At 45.0% G+C, this 20,320-nt stretch carries 24 protein-coding genes; 16 read left to right on the forward strand and 8 right to left on the reverse strand.

Going from position 1 to position 20,320, the window contains the following annotated elements; translation table 11 throughout:
* The first annotated feature begins 16 nt into the window (after nt 1–16).
* The 5 genes from flgL (at nt 17) to ilvN (ending at nt 6,421) form a co-directional block, all read left to right on the forward strand.
* Nucleotides 17–2,569 carry a flagellar hook-associated protein FlgL gene (gene flgL / locus F4V45_RS07945; RefSeq protein WP_150337798.1) on the forward strand — a complete coding sequence of 851 codons (2,553 nt, stop codon included), beginning with the start codon at nt 17–19 and terminating at the stop codon, nt 2,567–2,569.
* A gap of 514 nt (nt 2,570–3,083) precedes the next feature.
* On the forward strand, nt 3,084–3,764 hold the full coding sequence (gene hsrA, locus F4V45_RS07950) for a homeostatic response regulator transcription factor HsrA (RefSeq protein WP_023930617.1): 681 nt from the start codon (nt 3,084–3,086) through the stop codon (nt 3,762–3,764).
* Between the two features lie 22 nt (nt 3,765–3,786).
* Nucleotides 3,787–4,206, forward strand: a complete 420-nt coding sequence (locus tag F4V45_RS07955; protein WP_023930618.1) for an META domain-containing protein — start codon at nt 3,787–3,789, stop codon at nt 4,204–4,206.
* Nucleotides 4,207–4,259: 53 nt separating this feature from the next.
* Nucleotides 4,260–5,945: an acetolactate synthase large subunit gene (locus tag F4V45_RS07960; protein WP_150337799.1), complete on the forward strand. Its 1,686-nt coding sequence runs from the start codon at nt 4,260–4,262 to the stop codon at nt 5,943–5,945.
* Between the two features lie 8 nt (nt 5,946–5,953).
* Nucleotides 5,954–6,421, forward strand: coding sequence for an acetolactate synthase small subunit (gene ilvN / locus F4V45_RS07965; protein WP_170235213.1), 468 nt, complete (start codon nt 5,954–5,956; stop codon nt 6,419–6,421).
* On the opposite strand, the gene F4V45_RS07970 is transcribed toward ilvN, so the two are convergent.
* Complete coding sequence (locus tag F4V45_RS07970; protein WP_150337801.1) at nt 6,418–7,218, reverse strand: EI24 domain-containing protein; 801 nt, start codon at nt 7,216–7,218, stop codon at nt 6,418–6,420. The genes ilvN and F4V45_RS07970 overlap by 4 nt on opposite strands.
* A gap of 149 nt (nt 7,219–7,367) precedes the next feature.
* Here F4V45_RS07970 and prfB point away from each other — a divergent pair, with 149 nt between their 5' ends.
* From prfB to F4V45_RS08025, 11 genes are all read left to right on the forward strand, one after another.
* Nucleotides 7,368–8,468: a peptide chain release factor 2 gene (gene prfB / locus F4V45_RS07975; protein ID WP_150337802.1), complete on the forward strand. Its 1,101-nt coding sequence runs from the start codon at nt 7,368–7,370 to the stop codon at nt 8,466–8,468.
* A gap of 149 nt (nt 8,469–8,617) precedes the next feature.
* Nucleotides 8,618–9,301 carry a F0F1 ATP synthase subunit A gene (locus tag F4V45_RS07980; RefSeq protein ID WP_023930623.1) on the forward strand — a complete coding sequence of 228 codons (684 nt, stop codon included), beginning with the start codon at nt 8,618–8,620 and terminating at the stop codon, nt 9,299–9,301.
* A gap of 1 nt (nt 9,302) precedes the next feature.
* Nucleotides 9,303–9,515 carry a hypothetical protein gene (locus tag F4V45_RS07985; protein ID WP_150337803.1) on the forward strand — a complete coding sequence of 71 codons (213 nt, stop codon included), beginning with the start codon at nt 9,303–9,305 and terminating at the stop codon, nt 9,513–9,515.
* A 19-nt stretch (nt 9,516–9,534) separates the two neighbouring features.
* Nucleotides 9,535–10,095: a Sec-independent protein translocase protein TatB gene (gene tatB, locus F4V45_RS07990; protein WP_150337804.1), complete on the forward strand. Its 561-nt coding sequence runs from the start codon at nt 9,535–9,537 to the stop codon at nt 10,093–10,095.
* Nucleotides 10,096–10,098: 3 nt separating this feature from the next.
* Nucleotides 10,099–10,863: a twin-arginine translocase subunit TatC gene (gene tatC / locus F4V45_RS07995; protein ID WP_150337805.1), complete on the forward strand. Its 765-nt coding sequence runs from the start codon at nt 10,099–10,101 to the stop codon at nt 10,861–10,863.
* Nucleotides 10,864–10,865: 2 nt separating this feature from the next.
* Nucleotides 10,866–12,251, forward strand: a complete 1,386-nt coding sequence (locus tag F4V45_RS08000; RefSeq protein ID WP_150337806.1) for an S-adenosylmethionine:tRNA ribosyltransferase-isomerase — start codon at nt 10,866–10,868, stop codon at nt 12,249–12,251.
* Between the two features lie 7 nt (nt 12,252–12,258).
* Nucleotides 12,259–12,906, forward strand: a complete 648-nt coding sequence (rsmG, locus tag F4V45_RS08005) for a 16S rRNA (guanine(527)-N(7))-methyltransferase RsmG (RefSeq protein ID WP_150337807.1) — start codon at nt 12,259–12,261, stop codon at nt 12,904–12,906.
* Nucleotides 12,906–13,166 (forward strand): PP0621 family protein, encoded by a 261-nt coding sequence (locus F4V45_RS08010; RefSeq protein WP_170235214.1) that lies wholly within the window; start codon nt 12,906–12,908, stop codon nt 13,164–13,166. Before rsmG ends, F4V45_RS08010 begins: the two co-directional genes overlap by 1 nt.
* A gap of 10 nt (nt 13,167–13,176) precedes the next feature.
* Complete coding sequence (locus F4V45_RS08015; protein WP_150337809.1) at nt 13,177–13,614, forward strand: hypothetical protein; 438 nt, start codon at nt 13,177–13,179, stop codon at nt 13,612–13,614.
* Nucleotides 13,615–13,623: 9 nt separating this feature from the next.
* Entirely contained in the window at nt 13,624–14,118 is a 495-nt protein-coding gene (locus tag F4V45_RS08020) for a hypothetical protein (RefSeq protein WP_150337810.1), read from the forward strand.
* Entirely contained in the window at nt 14,082–14,993 is a 912-nt protein-coding gene (locus F4V45_RS08025) for a GT-D fold domain-containing glycosyltransferase (RefSeq protein WP_150337811.1), read from the forward strand. Before F4V45_RS08020 ends, F4V45_RS08025 begins: the two co-directional genes overlap by 37 nt.
* 86 nt (nt 14,994–15,079) lie before the next feature.
* Here the strand turns inward: F4V45_RS08025 and rpsR are convergent, their stop codons facing one another.
* The 7 genes from rpsR to F4V45_RS08060 form a co-directional block, all read right to left on the reverse strand.
* Complete coding sequence (gene rpsR / locus F4V45_RS08030) at nt 15,080–15,334, reverse strand: 30S ribosomal protein S18 (protein ID WP_023930631.1); 255 nt, start codon at nt 15,332–15,334, stop codon at nt 15,080–15,082.
* A 9-nt stretch (nt 15,335–15,343) separates the two neighbouring features.
* Nucleotides 15,344–15,898: a single-stranded DNA-binding protein gene (locus F4V45_RS08035; protein WP_150337812.1), complete on the reverse strand. Its 555-nt coding sequence runs from the start codon at nt 15,896–15,898 to the stop codon at nt 15,344–15,346.
* A gap of 24 nt (nt 15,899–15,922) precedes the next feature.
* Complete coding sequence (rpsF, locus tag F4V45_RS08040) at nt 15,923–16,342, reverse strand: 30S ribosomal protein S6 (protein WP_150337813.1); 420 nt, start codon at nt 16,340–16,342, stop codon at nt 15,923–15,925.
* Nucleotides 16,343–16,457: 115 nt separating this feature from the next.
* Nucleotides 16,458–17,495 carry a DNA polymerase III subunit delta gene (gene holA, locus F4V45_RS08045; protein ID WP_170235215.1) on the reverse strand — a complete coding sequence of 346 codons (1,038 nt, stop codon included), beginning with the start codon at nt 17,493–17,495 and terminating at the stop codon, nt 16,458–16,460.
* Nucleotides 17,488–18,804, reverse strand: a complete 1,317-nt coding sequence (locus F4V45_RS10055; RefSeq protein ID WP_150337815.1) for an MqnA/MqnD/SBP family protein — start codon at nt 18,802–18,804, stop codon at nt 17,488–17,490. The genes holA and F4V45_RS10055 overlap by 8 nt, the downstream gene beginning before the upstream one ends.
* A 50-nt stretch (nt 18,805–18,854) precedes the next feature.
* Complete coding sequence (locus F4V45_RS08055; RefSeq protein WP_150337816.1) at nt 18,855–19,586, reverse strand: hypothetical protein; 732 nt, start codon at nt 19,584–19,586, stop codon at nt 18,855–18,857.
* A complete protein-coding gene (locus tag F4V45_RS08060; protein WP_150337817.1) occupies nt 19,517–20,320 on the reverse strand; it encodes an acyltransferase family protein in 804 nt (267 codons plus the stop codon). The genes F4V45_RS08055 and F4V45_RS08060 overlap by 70 nt, the downstream gene beginning before the upstream one ends.

Here is a 20,320-nt window from a genome sequence, read left to right on the forward strand (position 1 = left end):
ACAAGGAAAGAAGCGTATGCGTATCACATTTGGGACGAAGTATAACCAAATGAATCACTATCAAAACACCTTGCAAAACAAGCTTAATGATAAAAACACGCAGATTGCTTCTGGGCTAAAAATCCAATACGGCTACCAAGATGCAAGTGTCTATAACCAAAATCTCCGCTTTGAAAATGAGATCAATAATCTAGCCCAAGGGATTGATGTCTCCGAGCACGCTCAAACTGCTACGCTTAATACTGATAAAACTTTGTCAGATCTATCAGAAACAATGGTGCAGTTTAAAACAAAGCTAATCCACGCGGCAAACGATATACACTCTCCAGCTTCAAGAGAAGCTATCGCCAATGATATGGAGGCTTTAAAAAAGCATTTTCTAAGCCTAGCAAACACATCTATTGGTGGGAATTTCATCTTTGGCGGAAGCAGGGTCGATCACCCGCCATTTGATGAAGATGGCAATTATTATGGCAATGATGAAAAGCTCAATGTCCTAGTAAGCTCGCATAATCTCGTGCCATATAATGTAACAGGGCAGGAGCTATTCTTTGGCAGGGATAGTGATAAACAGCGTATCATCACTACAAACCTAAAAATGCTTAATCAATCTAAACTGCATCCGGGCATTATGGATAGCTCCAATCGCAGCAATCTCTCCCAAGAAGTCTATATCAAAGCCAGCGATACTCTGCGCGATTTAATCGGCGATGATGATAGCGACCCTAGTAATGATAAGCCGGAGTATTTTTACTTGCGTGGCGTGCGATCTGATGGCTCGGTGTTTAAGTCTAAGTTCTCTTTGGATAAAGGATTTTCCAATGATGCGCGTGCGACAAAGGTGCAAGACTTGCTCGATCGCATTGGCAAGGAGTTTGGCAATACTGCGTTAAATAAGGTCGTAGAAGTTACGCTTAATCAGTGGGGGCAAATAGAGATAAAAGATTTAGAGCCGGGTAAATCAGGGATAGATTTTCATCTCATCTCAAGTGATATGAATGTCGATAATATCGATGATCTCATCACCAATGGTGCGCGCGTTACAGCCTATAATCAAAGCGCGTTTTTGACAGATAGGGCAGTATCTAGTATCACAGGGGTAACGGATAAAAGCGACTTCCGCAAGGTAGAGCTACCTACTGCTTTCATCACCAGAGATAATAAAGCCGCGGAGATGACTACCAAGCTTGAAGAGCTTTTCCCCCCTAATGTCTCTACACTTGTCATCAGCGGCACGCGCCCAAATACGCCAGATGGCAGGATTGATACAGGAGAGGGGAAGGAGCCACTAGACTTCTTGCGCTTTGATATTAAAGGAGCTACTGCTAGGGATCTCGCCCAAGCGATTAAAGAGCATTTTGGCGGCAATATTGATGTAACAATCACTAAGGGGCGTTTGATTGTTATTGATAATAATGTCGCCAATCAGGCTCACGACTTCCAAGATCCGCCCTTTAATGGTGAGCACGGATTCTCCATTGCGCTAACGACACTTGATGAGTTTGGCGCACAGACTGATGGCATACCTACAGATTACGCCAATGAGTATGATCGCACATTTTTTCAGGTCGAAGGCTCTAAAATCACTTCTAGTCTCTCGCAAGTGCTGGCAAATGGCGGAGGCTATGCCAATGGCGAGACAAGACTAAGTGATGTGGTGGGGGCTAGCATAGTGGGGCAGAGCTATTTGCTAAAAGTCAATGATATGAATGGTGTGCAAGTGGAGGCGCGTATTGTGTTTGATGAGAATGGGGCATATATGCTGCTACCAAATCTTGGAGATGGACAGGATTATACTATCCCATTGTTTAATCCTATCGATGAGCCACCAGGAGTAAGCATTACAAAGCCTGATGATGTAACATACCGCCAACTTATGGATGCTATGAGTATCGCGCTTAATTATAGTAATCAAGACAATGACGCTTACAGGGCAGTTGAGCCACCAAAGGGTGGTGTCGTGCAGGCGACTAAAGATGCGTATGTCCAGCTACTCACCGATGCTAAAGGAATGTTTGATGTGCAAATGACTCCAGATGGTAGAATCCAAATCCAAGACAAAATGCGCTCTGTAACAAGAATGAATGTAATGCTCTATGATGCAAGTAGCAATGACTTTTCACAAGATAGACTAAAACGCAACACCAACTCTCTGCGCCTAAATGCCAATAACGCCCTAGTCATTGATACGCCAGAAATCAACTTTTTCAAAGAAGTAGATGAGATTATCGAAGCTGTGCGAAAGGGCATATATCGTGCCGGAGCAAAGGATACTTATGGGGAGAGTATGCGTAATAAAGGCGTGCAAAATGGCATAACAGCCTTTGACCACCTAAGCGATCATATAGAAAAAATCATCGCGCTCAATGGCTCACACGGCAAAACTTTTGAAAATGTCATACGCCGCCACGAGATTTTAAAGACACAGATCGAGGGGCTTAAGGGGCAAAATATCGGCACAGATATTGCCGACACTTATAATAAATTTTCCAATATCACAACAAACCTAAGTGCCGTGATGAATTCTACAAGCAGAATCAACCAAATGTCGCTTGTGAATTATTTATAGAATCTAGGCATTACATCTAAATAGTTAATGTTGTAGATAGGAACCACCTTGTCGCCAGGGGGAGCGCAAGGTGATAAGGAGTTAAATAAACAAAAAGGAGAGCAACGCATAAAACTAAGATAATGTAAAAGACACTCTCAAAATGCGTTTAGCCGGACATTGGCTGTCCGGCTGGTTGGAATTATGAAACACAAAAGTAAATATTTACATAATTTTTATAAAAGTTTGTAGAAGCATAGACAATACGCGATACAAAAATAAAGGGTAGCGGCATTTTATCAATGTGCAAGTAGGTGGCTTGCGGGCAGCCTTGTGGATTGGAGTGATTTTCTACACGCCTACTTAAGTCTCTAGCTTTGTGTGTAGTTATATAATGCTTTAACTACAATAAAAAAATTATAAGAAATAGCTGAATATCAGCGGTATTTTGTGCTATAATCCAGCCTTAGCATTTCTTGGTATGCCACAAGCAACATACTCAAGATTCCAAAGACAAGCTTTTAAGGAAGGAAATATGCGTATTTTAGTGGTTGAAGATGATGCGACTTTAAGCAAGAAAATCAGCGATGAGCTTAATGCGAGCGGATATCAAACAGACATAGCAGAAAGTATGAAAGATGGGTCGTATTATGTCAATATTCGCAACTACGATTTAGTGCTTGCTGGTATCAAACTGCCCGATGGAAATGGTTTGGATTTGATTGCAGAGGTGAAGGCGAAATCTCCTAGGGTGCCTGTTATTGTGCTAGCCCACAAGCCAAAAACGGATCAAGAGGTTTTGGCGTTTAAAAGTGGTGCTGATGATTTTGTCGCAAAGCCTTTTGAATTTCCGGTATTGCTTGCTAGGATTGAAGCTCGCTTGAGATTCTGGGGATCTAGCACGATTGAGATTGATGATCTTGTGATTAACCCAGATGAAGAAAAGATTACCTACAAGGGCAAGGAGATTGAGGTTAAGGGCAAACCATTTGAAGTGCTGACCCACTTGGCTCGCCACCGCGATCAAATTGTGTCAAAAGAGCAGCTGCTTGATGCTATTTGGGAGGAGCCAGAGCTGGTAACTCCAAATGTCATTGAAGTGGCGATCAATCAAATTAGACAGAAGATGGATAAGCCGCTTAATATTGCCACGATAGAGACAGTGCGCAGAAGAGGGTATCGGTTCTGCTATCCTAAAAAACCTGCAGAAAATTAGTATTAAAAGCAAGGAGAATTGTATGAAAAAAACTTTGGGTGTATGTGCTTTGGCTTTGGCGTTTGTAGCTTGTGGAGATGACTCTGCGAAGCTGTATAATACTTGGAATCTTGTGTCTTTAAGTGATGGTGGAAATCCTATTGATACAAGTCATAGCGATAGGCGCGTGTCGATTACTATTGATAAGGATAAGTTTAACGGCTATTCTGGTTGCAACTCATTTTTTGGGTCTTATAAGACAAATGGTGATCAATTTCAAAGTGCCAATTCTGGTATGACTAGAATGTTGTGTGAGCCAAAATCTATGGAGATTGAAGAGTCGCTTATTAAGCTATTTTCTGATAATTCTGTGCATTTTGTGCTTCAAGAGGGCAAGCTTGTGTTTGAAAAAGATGGTGAGAATGGCGGAGTTAAGGCTATTTTTGAAGCGCAGTCTAAATAAGAAGTAATGCAACGATTAAGCACCTTTTAGGTGCTATGGAGTAGGGGGATACTATGGGTGGTGTGCTAAATGGCTCCCAAATGCTTATCGAGGCTCTACATTTAGAGGGCGTGGAGATTATCTTTGGGTATCCCGGTGGTGCTGTTTTAAATATTTATGATGAGCTGTATAAGCAGTCGTATTTTCGGCATATTCTTACACGGCACGAGCAGGCAGCCATTCACGCTGCAGATGGATATGCTCGCGCAAGTGGGAAAGTGGGGGTGGCACTTATTACTTCTGGACCCGGTTTTACTAATGCTGTAACAGGCATAGCCACAGCCTATATGGATTCTATTCCGCTTGTGGTGATTAGTGGGCAAGTGCCTGTGGCTCAAATTGGCACCGATGCATTTCAAGAGATTGATGCGGTTGGTATCTCCCGCCCTTGCACAAAGCACAATTTCCTTGTAAAAGATATTAAAGATTTACCGCGGATCATTAAAGAGGCATTTTATATTGCTAGAAGTGGGCGAAGTGGTCCAGTGTTAATAGATATTCCTAAAGATATTTCGGCAAATATGGGTGAGTTTATCTACCCAAGCGAGGTAAATCTGCGCACCTATAAACCGACCTATAAGCCCAATCAGCGTCAAATCAAAAAACTTATTGAAGCTATCAAGTCATCAAAAAAGCCTTTGGGTTATATAGGTGGTGGTGCAGTAGCAAGCAATGCAAGCAGGCTGGTGCGCGATTTTGTCCATAAGATTGGACTTCCAAGTGTAGAGACATTGATGGCGCGAGGTGTGCTTGCTGCTGGCGATACTTACAACCTTGGTATGGTTGGAATGCACGGCACCTATGCGGCAAATATGGCAATGTGTGAATGTGATTTGCTATTGTGCTTTGGTGCGCGCTTTGATGATCGCGTTACAGGTAAGGTTAGCGAGTTTGCCAAAAATGCCAAGATTGCCCATATTGACATTGATCCAAGCTCTATTGGCAAAATTATTGAAGTAGATTATCCTATTGTTGGGGATATGAGTGCTGTTTGCGAAGAGCTACTCGATATGGCTACGCAGATAGATTCTAGCGAGTTTTGCCAGTGGCGCGAGCATTTGAATGGCTATCAAAATCTGCACCCATTGAGTTATCAAGATAGCATAGATTCTATCAAGCCTCAGTGGGTTATTGAGCGTTTGGGAGAGCTTTTAGATGGCAGCGCGATCATCTCTACAGATGTTGGGCAGCATCAAATGTGGGCAGCTCAATTTTATCCCTTTAGCGAGCCTAGAGAGTTTCTCACTAGTGGGGGGCTTGGAACTATGGGTTTTGGATTCCCAGCGGCTATGGGTGCGTATTTTGCCAATATGGATAAGCATATTATCAACATTACAGGTGATGGTAGTATTTTGATGAATATCCAAGAGCTGATCACTTGTGTGGAGAGTAAAATCCCTGTCGTTAATGTTATCCTTAATAATAACTATTTGGGTATGGTGCGTCAATGGCAGACATTTTTCTATGAAAATAGATTCTCTCATACAGATTTGTCATTGCAGCCAAATTTTGTCGCATTAGCGGAGAGCTTTGGCGGGTTGGGATTCCGCATTGAGCGCAAAGAAGACTTTATTCCAACAATGCAAAAAGCACTCGATAGTAAGCAGGTGTGTTTGATTGATGTGGTGGTGGATCGGTATGAAAGCGTGCTGCCAATGGTGCCCGGTGGTGCTCCATTGGATAAGATGATTCTCAAATAGGGACAAAAATGGCAAGAAAGATCATCAGTGTGGTTGTGGTAAATGAGCATAGTGTGTTGGCGCGTATATCAGGGCTTTTTGCTGGCAGGGGGTATAATATAGAATCACTCACCGTAGCCCCTATACCAGATAGCGATCTCTCCAGGATTACCATTGCTACAGAGGGTGAAGCGCGCGTGCTTGAGCAGATTATTAAGCAGCTGCATAAGCTTATCCCGGTGTTAAAGGTGAGTGATGATAGCGACTTCTTAGAAAAAGAAAGTGTGCTGATTAAAATTGGCATAGAAGAAGATCTAGCAAGTATAGAAGCCTTAGCGCACGCTTATAATGGTAAAATAGCTAATGCCAATGAAAAATATATCATCATTGTAGCCACAGAGAAGCCTCATAGGATTACTAGTCTTATTAAGGCTATGTCGCGCTTCAAGCCTAAAGAAATTGTGCGTAGTGGCGTGATTGCTATGGAGCGGTATTAGCGCGCTGGAGATGCGTGTGCTGCGCTGCTCTGTATAGCGATATGAAAGCAGTAATGACTTAGGATAATCACTTGTAGTAGTGGTGTGAAAAAATTTAGAATTGGTATGAGTCCTAGTAGATATGTGAGCAAGGTGGTAGTGTATTTGTGTTTGGCTGCTTGTAGCTTGGTGTATTGCTCTACTCCCAGCACTTCGTGCCCTATGTCAAACAGCATTGTTTGATAGAAAAATATAAAAAAAGGCACAAGCATTATCGCTCCACCAATGATTGGGATAAAGAGCATTGGCAGGCAAACCACGCATAGTGCGCATAGCAGGACAAAAGCCTTTAAAAATTGCTGCAAGGCGGCAGTCATTGGTAGGCTTGTGGGTTTTGATATTTGTGGGTAGTGGTGCTTGCGAATATAGCCAACTACAAGCGGTGTGTAAAAGATACTAACAAAGACATTGCCCACAAGTGCCAACAAAATCACACAAAAGCCAAGCAGGACATACACAGAGATAGTAACCCCTTGCGCTAGGATACCGCCGGTAGCTTGGATATATGCTTGCCAAGATTCTGGCAAAAGTCCTTTAGTATAAGTGATCAAAATATCAGAAAAGGCATAGAGTATCCCGCCCCATAATGCTAATCCAAGTGCAATTGGCGCGATGTTTAAAATGATCATAGGGAGAGAAAAAAAGTCCTTTTTACTCTTGTGTAGGATTGCTAAGAATCCCTGCATAGAATCCATAATCAATATATCCTTGAAGTAATATAAATCAAAGATTCTAGGGAGTTTTGCTAAATGGCGCAATAGATTCTACAAAGCCTTATAGAATCTATGTGCTTTAATGTGTTTGGATTTTAAACGCATTTTGTGGGAAGCTGGTGGATTCTAGTGCGATTAGCGATTAAGCCAATCCGTGCTACAATGCGCGGATATTTGCACACTAAAGGCATACAATGGATTCTTATGAATATGGCGAGTTGTTAAAAACGCTGCAAAATAAAGCACAAAATATAGCAAAGATTCTAAACCCAGATTCTCTGCAAAAGCGGCTAGATGAGATTAACGCATTAGAATCGCACCAAGAGTTTTGGAATGACGCAAAAAAGGCAGGGGAAATCACAAAGGAAAAGCGAAAATGTGAGCGGATTTTACACACTTATACGGAGATGAAAGCCGAGCTAGACGACGCAAAAGAGCTATTTGAGATAGCAGAGAGTGAAGGGGATTCTAGCACTTTGGAGCTGTTGTTTGAAAATGTAGAATCCTTGCAGAGCCACATACAAAAGGTAGAAATTGAGGTTATGCTAAGTGGGGAGTTTGACTCATCAAATGCCATTATTACCATTCAGCCCGGAGCCGGTGGGACGGAGTCCCAAGACTGGGCAAGTATGCTGTATCGTATGTATTTGCGTTGGAGTGAGCGGCGGGGATTTAAAGTGGAGCTGCTAGACTATCAAGATGGTGAAGAGGCGGGCATTAAGGGGGCGGCGTTTATCATCAAAGGTGAGAATGCCTATGGGTATGCCAAAAGTGAAAATGGCGTGCATAGGCTTGTTAGAATTTCCCCATTTGATGCTAATGCCAAGCGACACACAAGCTTTGCTAGCGTGCAGGTAAGCCCGGAGTTGAGTGAAGATATAGACATTGAGATTTTGGATAAGGACATTCGCATTGATACCTATCGTGCCAGTGGTGCGGGCGGACAGCACGTGAATAAGACAGAATCTGCTATCCGCATAACGCACTTTCCAACAGGCATAGTCGTGCAGTGTCAAAATGATCGCAGTCAGCATAAAAATAAGGCAACAGCTATGAAAATGCTGCAGAGCAAACTCTATGAGCTAGAGCGGTTGAAACAAAGTGAGGGCGTGGCAAATGCCGAAAAAAGCGAGATAGGCTGGGGACATCAAATCCGTAGCTATGTCCTAGCCCCCTACCAGCAGGTAAAGGACTTGCGGAGCAATTACGCTACAAGCGATACAGAAGGCGTGCTAGATGGTGATATTGATAAATTGATAGAATCTGTGTTGGTTTTGGGTGGGCGCGAGCGGTAGGTTTATGAAGTTTAGATTCTAGCTTTTGTGCTATCGCCTTGATGTGGGCTTATGGTGCTCCTAGAATCTTAGAAAATGTGAGTTTAATAAATTATTGAGAAAAATTTCGGCACAATCTAGCAAATCTCTTTAAAAGACAAGGACTTGCTATGGAAGATAGGCTTTTTACATTTGCTGGAATGATCAATTCTGATCACCACTTCATCACGGCGTTTTATACGATTTTATGCGCGGTTGTGTGTGTGTTTATGGCAAAGCTTGCTACTCGTAATATGCGCGTTATCCCCAGTGGCTTGCAAAATCTCTATGAAGCAACCATTAGCGGTATGCTCTATATGGCAAAAGATGTCATTGGTGAAGAAAAGGCGCGCAAATACTTCCCGCTTGCTGGGACGATAGGGTTTTATGTGTTTTTTTGTAACATTATCGGTATGATTCCGGGCTTTGAAGCACCTACGGCAGCGTGGGATTTTACTCTTGTGCTAGCTCTTGTGGTGTTTTTCTACTACCATTTTGAGGGTATCCGCACACAAGGGGTGATCCATTATTTCGCACATTTTATGGGTCCTGTGAAGTGGCTAGCTCCGCTTATGTTCCCCATTGAGATCATTTCTCATCTCTCTCGCATTATCTCGCTTTCTTTCCGTCTTTTTGGAAATATTAAGGGCGATGATATGTTCTTGCTTGTTATGCTTATGCTTGTGCCTTGGCTTGTGCCTGTTGTGCCTTTTGCGATTCTGGCATTTATGGCACTGCTTCAGGCGTTTGTCTTTATGATCCTTACTTATGTTTATCTCGCTGGTGCGGTGCTAGTGGAAGAAGAAGGGCACTAAATTGCACAAGCACCTTCCTACAATCCTTGATTTTTTTAGCGGGCTTTTTGTCGGCGTTGGGATTGGAGGGGCGGTGCTTGCATTTTATGTTACATATTTTTTGACGGGGTTATTGTTTTTGAGTGCGCTGGCTGGGGCGTTAGTGTGCTGTGTGTTTGTATTTTTTAGTCTTGTAGCGAAGTCTTTGAGTGTTTTATTGAGAAAGTCTGTATAGATTCTTTCTAAGGTTTTGTATGTTTGGTATGGGGTTTTTTGAAATAGTGGTTATTGTCATTGTGGCGATAATCTTTCTAGGTCCTGATAAGCTTCCACAAGCCATTGTCGATGTGGCGAAGTTTTTCAAGGTGGTGAAGAAGACTATCCACGATGCCAAGCAGACAATCGATAGCGAGCTAAATCTCTCTGCCTTGCAGCAAGAAGCTATAAGCTACCACCAGCACTTCACTTCCCAAGTTGATACTATCACTAAAGATATGCAGCTCCAAGAGATTGATGAGATATTTAGTGAGTATAAGGCACTTCCACCAGCAAAAGTTAGCGATAGCAAGAAAGACAGCCTAGAATCTAGCGCGATAGATTCTAGCTTAGCACAAGAATCACCCAAGGCTTCTAAAGCCAGCATTCCTAGCAAAAAGTCCAAAAGTCAAACAAAAGCCATCAAAGAACCTAGCGCGCTTGGTAAAAAACCCAAAAAGCCCACCAAGCAAGCGAGTAGAACACCGCGCAAGCTAGATTCTACCACCCCTGCGCCTAAGCGCACCAAATCCACTAAGCCCGCTACAAATAAGGTCTAGCCAATGTTTGAAGAGCTCAAGCCCCATATACAAGATTTGCGCAAGAGGCTTATTATCGCGCTTGTTAGTGTGATTGCCGCATTTATTGTGTGCTTTGCATTTTGGAAGCAGATTTTTGCCATTGTGAAGATCCCTATTGAAAGCGCATTTGCCGATAGAGTGCAAGGCACGCTAATGCAGCTCACCCCGCTAGAGGGGATATTTTCTGCGATGAGCTTGTCTTTTCTTGCGGCTTTTACAATTTCTACGCCAATTATTTTCTGGCAGCTTTGGCTCTTTGTCGCGCCGGGGCTGTATAAAAATGAGAAAAAGATCATTTTGCCATTTGTGGGCTTTGGCACGGCGATGTTTATCCTTGGCGCGCTTTTTGCCTACTTCATCATCTTTCCATTTATGATTGAATATATTTTGCTTTTTGGGAACGATATGTTTGAAGCCAATATTTCTGTGGAGAGCTATGTGGGGTTTTTTATCCGCGTGGTGCTGGGCTTTGGCATAGCGTTTGAGCTGCCTGTGCTAGCGTATTTTTTGGCTAGGGTTGGAATGATTACTGATGAGAGCTTGAAGAAGTTTTTTAAGTATGCAGTGGTGATTATCTTTGTGGTCGCAGCCATTATCACGCCCCCAGATCCTTTCTCGCAGCTGCTTATGGCTATCCCGCTTGTTTTACTCTATGGGCTTTCAATCCTTATTGCTAAGTCTATCAATCCAGCCAAGAAGCCCCTAGAATCTAGCAGCGAGCCTACTTCTAGCGATTTAGATTCTTAGTAATGTTTGCTCTATCAAGCTACGACTACCCCCTGCCAAAGCACCTTATCGCCACTGCTCCAATCTATCCTAGGGAAGCCGCCAAGCTCCTTGTTTATGACCGCGCCAAAGAGCACATTACGCATACTACTTTCGCGCATTTGCTGGAGTTTATCCCTAAGGATTGCATTATCGCGCTAAACAACACGCGCGTGCTAAAAGCTAGAATCTATGGCAAAAAGCTTGGCACACAAACTTCGCGTGAGATATTTTTCCACCGCTTTGCCACTAGAGATGATTTCTCTGTGCTAGCTTCAAGTGCAAATACCCTAGAATCCACTTGTGCAAGTTCGCTAGATTCTAGTGCGCTAGCACTCTGCCAGATCCGCGGCAGGGTTAAGCTTGGTGATATATTTGTGTGCGCTAGATTCTATGCGCAAGTGGTGGCACTGCTGGATAATGGCTACCGAGCTATACGCTTTTTTTCCCTAAAGGATTCGGCTTTGCGCGATAAATCGGCGATTGCGGCGCGCGCACTGCGGTTACATACGCCAAGTATGCGCCCTTGCGCGCCCTTGCAAAGCCCCGATTTCTCATCGCAAACCCTAGAATCCCAAAATGGCAGTAGAGATTATGCTTTGGGCGCGCAAAGCTCCCACAGCCCCACTGCAAAACAAGCGATAGCGGTGCAAGGCAAAGCCGAAGCAGGTTTCTTTAGAAATCCTAGAATCCTAGAAGAAGCAAAAGGGGCTGAGCGTGAAAGCATTGCCACTCTCACCCCCCTAAGTCAAGAAGCCGTGCTAGCAATGCTAGAAGAAATAGGGCATATCCCACTGCCTCCATATATCAAAAGAGCTTCTAATGACAATGACATAAAAGACTATCAAACTCTCTTTGCCACGCAAGCAGGAGCGATCGCCGCCCCCACTGCCTCATTACATCTCTCCGCCACAATGCTAGAAGCCCTAAAAGAGCAAATCGCCTACTTGACTCTCCACATTGGTGCTGGGACATTTGCTAGTGTTGATATCCCTGATATTAGAGAGCATACAATGCACACAGAATCCTTGCATATCACAGCCCAAGCCCTTGAGAAGCTCTTGTGCGCCAAATCACGCTTATGTGTGGGGACAAGTGCGCTTAGAAGCGTGGAGTTTGCCGCAAGGCTCTATGAATCGCACCCTAAGCCTTATGCCGACTTGCACGCGCAATGCGATATTTTCTTGCACTTAGGCAATAAGCCGCGGTATGTGGATTATCTTTTGACTAATTTTCATCTACCCAAATCCACACTTACAATGCTTGTAGCTTCTATGGTGGGCTATGAGCAGTGGCGGAAGATTTATGAGCAAGCCATCGCTAAAGGGTATCGATTCTACTCCTATGGCGATGCTATGCTAATCCTTTAGGCGCGATATGCTAGAAAATACCATTGACCTTACGCCTTACGCGCTAGATTCTAGCAGCTTTGATGTGCGAGCCTTAGCACGCTGGCTAGAATCCACTTTTGCTACTGCTAATCCCTTGCAAGCAGCTACGCAGCTAGAAATGTATGCCAAAATCTTACTAGAGTGGAATGCTTCTCATAATCTTAGCGGCGCACGCACGATGGCGGATATGCTTAGGCAGATTGTGGATTCTGCCTTGCCATTGCGCGTGATAAAGCCCTTTGATCAATGCCTTGATATAGGCTCTGGGGCTGGGCTGCCTGCGCTTGTGCTAGGTATTTTATGTGAGCAATCACGCTTTATTTTATGTGAGCCTAGGAAAAAGAGGGCGGCGTTTTTGCGCTTTGTGGTGCATAGGCTAGGGCTTAGGAATATTTGTGTAGAAAATGCGCGCGTGCAGGAGCTTAGCCTATCTCAGCCTGCTAGTCTCATCACCTCGCGTGCAAGCTTGTCCAATGCCCAGATATTTGCCACTACAAAGCCGCTTATAGCAGATGACGGGGCATATTTGCTCTATAAAGGTGAGCAAAGCTACCATATCGCCTTGAATGCCAGCGATCCCAAAGTAACCCTATATCGCTATAATGCTAGAATCTATGTCTATAAGGAATTATGATGCTTCGAGTGATCGCGTTACTGCTGCTTGGCTTAGCGTTGCTATGGCTTGTGCTATCTGTCGCTAGGAGGGTGGGGCACTTTATCACTAGTGCCACAAAAGCACCGAGCCAAGCAGAGACCAAAGAGCCAGACCATATACCAGATGATATAAGTCAAGATCTCGTATCCTGTGCGCACTGCAGGGTGTTTTTACCTATGAGTGAGGCGGTGAAATTCCGCGGGCAATACTACTGCTCTAAAGCTTGCTTGCCAGAGTAAAGGAGTAGTGATGATTATCATAGGCTTGCACGATTTAATCTACCCCACGCATTTTATCCACACCAAAGATGTAGAATCTTTGCGTGCTTTGCAAGCAAGCTCCCAAGCAAGTCCCCAAATAAATCCAAAGGGCAGCTTGCTTGAGCAAATAGCGTGGTTTGACTTCCACGATGATGGCGAGCTAGTGCTATGCTCTTATGCTAAGGCTAATGGTATTGACTTTGCTATTAGAGTGCGCGATGTGGTGGAGTTCCTTAGTGGGGCGTATTTCTTGCCGAAGTATTTGCTAGTGGATTCTAGTCCTAAGGTGTATCAAACCTTAGCAGATGAGTATTTGCTAGACTCTAAGGTGCTTTGCGTTATTAGTGGCTCAAGCCAGATAGAAGAGTGTGCCTTGCAAGGCATTGATGGCGTGGTGTTTGCGCATTTACTTCAACTAGAATCTTAAAGGAAAACTATGAAAATAGGACGACAGATTAGACAGCTTAAAAATCTCTTACGCTCTTGGCTTAAAGCAGTGTATGCAGCGATCTTTGCTCCCATAGCGCGCGTGCTCTATAAGCCCATTTTAGATGAGATTAGAGCCACTGCCCCTAGGAATGAGAGCGCGCTGCTCCTAGAGCTATTTGCTAGGGAGAGGCTTTTTGCTTCTTATAAGATCCTTAATCCTTTGGAGTCTATCGACTTTCTTGTGCGCGAGTCTAAGAGCTTTTTACGCATTGGCGATGGTGAGATGATGACACTTGCTAATAAGGCTGGCGGCTTTCATCGCTTCTCTCCCGCGCTAAAGGCTGATTTGCTTGCCTGTATTGCGCAAGCTTGTAGGGAGAATCTCCCCATAGGGTTGAATCCTGTGTTGATCTATCCATACCACGCAAATCGGGGGGGGGGGGGGGAATCTATAAGGATTCGGCTTTGGGTGAGCAATGCGGCAGTGTTGCAAAAATTGTGAAAGGCACGACCGCCAAGGTCGCTAACCTTCCCCAATTTTTGCAAAGCTCCCACAGCCCCACCGCAACTCCTAGAATCCTAGGGGATACAGGGCAGACAGAGCTAGAATCTAAAAAGTTAGATTCTAGCTCTCCGTCATTGCGAGACACTGCACTAGCAGTGGCGTGGCAATCCATAAGCCAAACCCAGAGTGAAGCAACTACCCAAATCTCGCCGCGCTTGCTTTATGCGTGTGAAAATATTAGTGCGTTTTATGTGGCGGCGTATTTCCCTAGCGATAGGGTGTATTTTGATGCAAATATGTTTTATACCACGCCGATTGAAGTCGCGCTGCTAGCTGGCAAAATTGATACCTGTGAGTATGAGAGCCTAGAATCTAGGCTTAAAGCATTTCCGCGATTGTTTATCGATGATGATTATGGTAGATGGCTATTGCAGCTCTATAAGGAGCTATTTATCCATAAAATAGCTAAGCTTTGGGAGAAAAAAGACTGCATTGTGATTGAGGGGCGATACTCTTCAAGCGGTGTATATAATGATCTTTTCTCCAATGCGCGCAGTGTGCTTAGGATAAATCACCTGCCCCATCACAATGCTTATGAGCATTTAGATGAGCTTAAAAGCTATGTGCAAGAAGCGCTAAGTGGCTTTGACCCTGCCCACACTTGCGCTATCTTAGCACTTGGGCATAGTGCTAAGGTGCTTGGATTCTGGCTTGATGGCTTGGGGTTTAGGGCTTTTGATATTGGGAGCTTGTCGCTTAACTATGACTGCTTCTTGTATGGGGCTGATTTTTATACATACGCAGGGCAGGGCAATCCGCTGGAGCTAGAATCTTATGTGCTTGCTCCCTATATCGCAGGTAAGCGCAGATAGATTTTAGTAGGCTTGGGGGTCTGGTGATTGATAAAGCGAGAGAGTAGCCCTAGAATCTAGCTAGATTCTAGGTGGTGGCTAAAGTCTTAGAGTTTAAAGGGATTTTCCACGACTTTTTTGTGGTCGATGACATAGGGGATTAGAGCCATATGTCTAGCACGCTTAATCGCTACTTCTACGCGCTCTTGCCACTTTTTTGTATTGCCTGTGAGACGGCGTGGCATAATCTTATATCGCTCAGAGAGAGAGTGCTTTAGCATATCGATGTCTTTGTAATCGATAAACTCGATCTTTGCCTCTGTGTATTTGCAGTATCGTTTTGAGTATTTTTTTCTTTCCATTGTTTGCTCCTAGAATGGTATATCATCATCGTTGATGTCAATGCTTGGGATATTTTGCTCATATCCATTTCCGCCGCTTTGTCCCTGTGGTGCTTGCTGGTAAGCCTTGCTAGCTTGTGGCTGCGAGTAGGATTGATTAGAGTAGGGCTGATTAGCGTAGCCTTGGCTTGGAGCTTGGTTGTAGTAGCCTTGATTTTGCTCTCCATACTCGCCCCCGCCTTGAGCTCCTTGAGAGTCTCCCTTCCTATCAAGCATTTTCATACTCTCACACAAGATAGAGTGCTTAGACCGCTTCGCGCCGCTTTGATCTGTCCAGCTCTCATACACAAGCCGCCCTTCAATCAGCACACGACTGCCTTTGTGGAGATATTGCTCAGCGACTTCTGCAGATCGTCCAAATATCTTCACATCGACAAAACAAGTCTCATCAGCCTTGCTGCCATCTTGCTTATTGAAGCGATGTGTGCTCGCAAGACCAAAGAGCGACATCGCTGTGCCTGATGGCAGGTAACGCTTCTCTACATCGCGGGTGAGATTCCCTACGATGATGACTTTGTTAAACATTTTGTGTCCTTTATTAGGCTTGTGCTACTGCGCTTGCTCTGCGCTAGACTCTGCGCTTGGCTCTTTTGCTTCTGGGCTAGATTCTAGCTTTTTAGCCTTTGGCTCTGGCTTTTTGTTTGCCCTATCGACAAGAGTTTGCCACTGCTTTTGCTCTTTTTTGCTCTCATACTTAATCACAATAAAGCGCAAAATGTCTTCGTTAATGCGATAGAGTCGCTCAAGCTCTAGGATAGATTCTGGCTTGGTGGTAAAGTAGATGACAAAGTAGTAGCCACGCTTGTGCTTTTTGATCTCATAGGCGAGATTTCGCATACCCATATCTAGGCAAGTCTCAATGCTGCCGCCATTTTTGGTAATGACATCTTTGTAGAAGTCGATCTTTTGCTTGATCTCTTCTTCAACAAGTGTGGGCTTGATGATAAACATCGTCTCATAACGCTTCATACATACTCCTTGTGGTAATAGCCCTTGCCCAAAAATGCATCTAGGAATGCACCTAGAATCTAAGCTAAGATTCTAGGCCGCAAGATAGGCAAGAGCAAGAAATAAAGGGGCGATTCTAACTTACTAAAGCTTGCAATTTGATTAAGCTACGCAGGGATATGGACTTTTGCCCTTGCATAATGCCATTTCGCCAGAGTCCCAGCAGGTTAAAAATCTCCAAAAATGCCCGCTCTTTAATCTTCATCGCGCGTTGGGCAAGGGTGTTTGCCTCTTGGAAAGGCAAGGCATAGCCTAAGATCTCCTTGCTATCTGGCTTGCCGTGTAAGCGGATATACACAGCAAACAAAAAAAGCTTATAGAAATACTGCTCAAGCTCGCTTACAAGTGAGAGCTCATTGCTTAGCCCGCCATCTAGCATACACTCAAACACTCTCGCTATATCAGCCTTGCTAAAGAGTGCTTGCAAAAGCTCGCCAATCTCCACACTCCCTAGCCCATAGCAAAGCTGCGCTATATCTTGCTGGGTGATAGCACGATCTAGCAAAGTAAGCTTTGAGAGCTCGCTGCGTGCTAGGGCGATGTCATATCCTTGCATAATCAGCAAGGATTCTAGCAGATTGCCAGCAATGCTAAGCTCTAAAGCCCTTGCTTCTTGGGTTAGAAGCTCCTTTGCTTCAGCTGGGTTTGGCTTGAAAAACCGCACTTCTACCACGCCATTTTTCTTCTCATCAATGCTTTTATCGCTTGCTTTTCTAGCATAGATGTTTTTGTGCTTAAAGTGTGTGCTAAGGCTTTTGAAATCGCGCGCATATTGGGCTTGGGTCTTGCCATCAGCACGCAGAAATGCCACGATTAAGCTGTGGTCAGGATTGTGCGCTAGAGCGTTTAAAAGAGCTTTAATCTCCTTGTCGCTAGGTTTTTTCTCAAGCTTTAGCACCACGCACTGCGCATCACCAAAGAGACTGCTTTGGGACAAAATCTCTAGCGTAGGGGCTAGGGAGTATTCCCCATAGTTGAACACTTTTGGCTCTAGGGCATTTGCCTGCAAGAGCCTTTTAATGCTAGATTCTATGAGATATTCACTCTCGCCATAGAGCAAGCACGCGCGCGGTGTGTGCGTGCGCAAAAGGCTATCAAACTCCTTTTTATACATTAGAGCTGCCTTTGTAGGGTGCATTTGGTGCGCACTTACTAGAATCCACATTGCGCGGGTAGATTCTACTTGGGGGCTTGATCGCCTGCAAGCGCAAAGCTCGGTAGAATCGCTCCAAGCCTGCGCGCTCCTTAGCTTGGATATGGTAGTGGATATGGGTTAAATACTCGCGGATATATGCACTTGGGATACCGCAGGCTTTGGCGCGTGCTTGTAAGATGTAGTGTGGGATTTTTGCGCGCTTTTTGACAAAGGCGCGCGCGATGTTGGAGTAGAAGTGTGCGTGCTTGTTGTAGCAGAGCCTGCCAAAGACAAAGGGCAAGCGGTGCTTCTCCCACCACACCTGCCCCATATCAATAGCCTTGCCACCACTAAATCGATACTGCAGTGCCCTATCGCCTATAAGCACACGCCCTTGCAAGCCTAGGATAGTGCTAAGGGCATTTGAGGTATCAGACTGATAGTCCTTGCGCGGCGATTCAGCTTTGGGTGAGCAATGCGATTGATTGCACACATTTGGGGGATAGTCATTACCGCCAAGGTAACTCCTACCCCCAAATGTGTGCAAAGCAACCACAGCCCCACCGCAAATCTTAGAATCGTTGTGGCTTGTCTCTGGCGTTGGTTTCTCATTGGTGGATTGCGCTTTACTAAAGCCACTTACTTGCGTGCTTGCGCCTTGTTTTCTCATCACAAATCCTACCGCTTGCGGTGTTTTTTCACTAATCTCGCTTTTTTTGTCATTGCGAGCGGATTGAAAATCTCCGTGGCAAAGCATAGCTTCTTTAGAAAACAAGGGATACCGCTCGGCGTTAGCCGATGTTTCTTTAGAATCCACACTAGAATCCACTTTAGAAAACAGGGATTCTAGGGGATGTTTGGATTTTTCACTTTCAGCCTGATTATTTTCTTCTAGGATTCTAGGAGTTGCGGTGGGGCTGTGGGAGCTTTGCAAACTTTGGGGAAGGTTAGCGACCTTGGCGGTCGTGCCTTTCACAAAGTTTGCAACACTGCCGCATTGCTCACCCAAAGCCGAATCCCCGTTTGATTCTAGGCTTAGCACACTCCACACCGCGCCTTTAGCGACAATGCCAGCTTGTGTGCCGCGCTGCTTGCGGTGAGCGGTGCAGCCAGCTATTGTAGAGATGAAGCCTGCATCAATGCGGTGAAACAAAAAGGACTGATTGAGCTTTGAGGGATAGGAGCGATTAGCAAATGCCGCACTTTTGTAGCGCGTGGGGATAGGGTAGGACTTCAAAAACACATCAAAGGGCATAAGGTTTAGGTATTGGATCTTGCCAAATCGCATAGCAATCCTTAATCTAAGATGGCTTTAGCGCAAGTATAGCAGGTTGTGGCTTAAAGGTGTTTAGAGCTTGCGCCTATCTGGCGTGAGAGTCTGCGCGCTAGATGGCTAATCGCCCAAAAAAGAGCGATCAAAATCCACACAAACACCACGCATAAGCCAAGGTTAATGCAAAATGCCAGCGGTAGCTTCACCCACCACGCAAGCGGCGGAAAGTGGCGCAGTATGGGGAAGAGCAGGCTTGATGAGATACCCTGCGCGATGTAGAAGTAAATCGCATTGACCCCAGCAAAGCGCAAGAATCCTAATGCACAATCGCGGCAAGCTATTTTTAAGCCGCAAGCATAAGCTCGCGCCGATTGCATTTGCCTAGAATCTAGGTTGTTATCTGGGGCTATTTGCTTGCGGAGGGATTTATGATTTTTACTATTGGCGCAGGATTCTAGGATTGTAGATGAGAATTCGGGGTTTTGCGCGTTTGATTCAGCTTCCTCGCGGAAAGATTTGTGGCTTTCACTACTGCTTTTGGATTCTAGGATTGTAGATGAGAAATCGGGGCTTTGCGTAAAATTGGATTCTAAAGAAGCTTGCTCGCGGTGGGATTTGGGTGATAAAAATGGTGCTTTGCAAGGTGAGTCAAGGGAGTTACCTTGAGTGGTAATGACCGCCGACTCGCCGCAGCAATCGCCATTTTTAGCCCCAAAGCTAACGCGCTCTAGCTTCCCCCCCCCCCCCGTTTTGCAAGGGCTACATACACCACCAAAAGCCCCGCCAAGCTCGCACAAGAAGCAAGCACATAGGGCAGAGATACGGGGAATTTATGCGCTTGGAGATCAAAGATACTAGGCAAGTGCGCAAGAGAGCCGCTAGAGTGCAAGATTATAAGCATAGCAAAGCCTCCTGCCCCCACGCTCGCACAAGCTATGATGATGAGCCTTTGCCTTTGAGAGCGGATAAAGTAGTAGCCCAGCACAATCAAAGCAGTATAAAACACCAGATACTGCAGCCCCACGCCAAGGAAAGAACCCTGCCAGCTAAAGATCCCAAAAAACGCCGCGATATAAAGCCCTAGCGCAAAGCTCGCTAGCAAAGCCAGCGGCACGCGCACAAAGCTTATAATAAGCGCGCCTGCTATCATTGCCACGCAAAACACAGGCACAAACCAATACGACCCCCCAAGCACAGGTAGCGCATTTGTGCTAAAGCCGTGCAGTGTGATCGCCGCTGCGGTATTCATAAAGCTTATGTGCTTAGTGTCAATACTTACGCATAGATCATAAATAGCAATGCACACACCAAAGTAGAAAATAAGCTTCCATAAAGCGGGCAGGGGGTTTGGAGCTTTGCTATATGCTAGAGCCATTCCAGCGATAAAGAAAAAGGCGGGCACATCAATAAGCAGCGAGAGACTCTGCACCGCTTGTGGCACATAGCTTCCGCCACTCCAAAATGTCGTGTGGATAAATACCACGCCAAGCGCGCATAGTCCGCGCAATATATCTAGGGCATCATCTCTCAT

It is taken from the genome of Helicobacter canis, from assembly GCF_008693005.1.
Taxonomy (GTDB): Bacteria; Campylobacterota; Campylobacteria; order Campylobacterales; family Helicobacteraceae; genus Helicobacter_B; species Helicobacter_B canis.

Coding starts and splice junctions, on each gene's coding strand:
- flgL (WP_150337798.1), top strand. CDS start 17: ATGCGTATCACATTTGGGACGAAGTATAACCAAATGAATCACTATCAA.
- hsrA (WP_023930617.1), top strand. CDS start 3,084: ATGCGTATTTTAGTGGTTGAAGATGATGCGACTTTAAGCAAGAAAATC.
- F4V45_RS07955 (WP_023930618.1), top strand. CDS start 3,787: ATGAAAAAAACTTTGGGTGTATGTGCTTTGGCTTTGGCGTTTGTAGCT.
- F4V45_RS07960 (WP_150337799.1), top strand. CDS start 4,260: ATGGGTGGTGTGCTAAATGGCTCCCAAATGCTTATCGAGGCTCTACAT.
- ilvN (WP_170235213.1), top strand. CDS start 5,954: ATGGCAAGAAAGATCATCAGTGTGGTTGTGGTAAATGAGCATAGTGTG.
- prfB (WP_150337802.1), top strand. CDS start 7,368: ATGGATTCTTATGAATATGGCGAGTTGTTAAAAACGCTGCAAAATAAA.
- F4V45_RS07980 (WP_023930623.1), top strand. CDS start 8,618: ATGGAAGATAGGCTTTTTACATTTGCTGGAATGATCAATTCTGATCAC.
- tatB (WP_150337804.1), top strand. CDS start 9,535: ATGTTTGGTATGGGGTTTTTTGAAATAGTGGTTATTGTCATTGTGGCG.
- tatC (WP_150337805.1), top strand. CDS start 10,099: ATGTTTGAAGAGCTCAAGCCCCATATACAAGATTTGCGCAAGAGGCTT.
- F4V45_RS08000 (WP_150337806.1), top strand. CDS start 10,866: ATGTTTGCTCTATCAAGCTACGACTACCCCCTGCCAAAGCACCTTATC.
- rsmG (WP_150337807.1), top strand. CDS start 12,259: ATGCTAGAAAATACCATTGACCTTACGCCTTACGCGCTAGATTCTAGC.
- F4V45_RS08010 (WP_170235214.1), top strand. CDS start 12,906: ATGCTTCGAGTGATCGCGTTACTGCTGCTTGGCTTAGCGTTGCTATGG.
- F4V45_RS08015 (WP_150337809.1), top strand. CDS start 13,177: ATGATTATCATAGGCTTGCACGATTTAATCTACCCCACGCATTTTATC.
- F4V45_RS08020 (WP_150337810.1), top strand. CDS start 13,624: ATGAAAATAGGACGACAGATTAGACAGCTTAAAAATCTCTTACGCTCT.
- rpsR (WP_023930631.1), bottom strand. CDS start 15,334: ATGGAAAGAAAAAAATACTCAAAACGATACTGCAAATACACAGAGGCA.
- F4V45_RS08035 (WP_150337812.1), bottom strand. CDS start 15,898: ATGTTTAACAAAGTCATCATCGTAGGGAATCTCACCCGCGATGTAGAG.
- rpsF (WP_150337813.1), bottom strand. CDS start 16,342: ATGAAGCGTTATGAGACGATGTTTATCATCAAGCCCACACTTGTTGAA.
- holA (WP_170235215.1), bottom strand. CDS start 17,495: ATGTATAAAAAGGAGTTTGATAGCCTTTTGCGCACGCACACACCGCGC.
- F4V45_RS10055 (WP_150337815.1), bottom strand. CDS start 18,804: ATGCGATTTGGCAAGATCCAATACCTAAACCTTATGCCCTTTGATGTG.
- F4V45_RS08060 (WP_150337817.1), bottom strand. CDS start 20,320: ATGAGAGATGATGCCCTAGATATATTGCGCGGACTATGCGCGCTTGGC.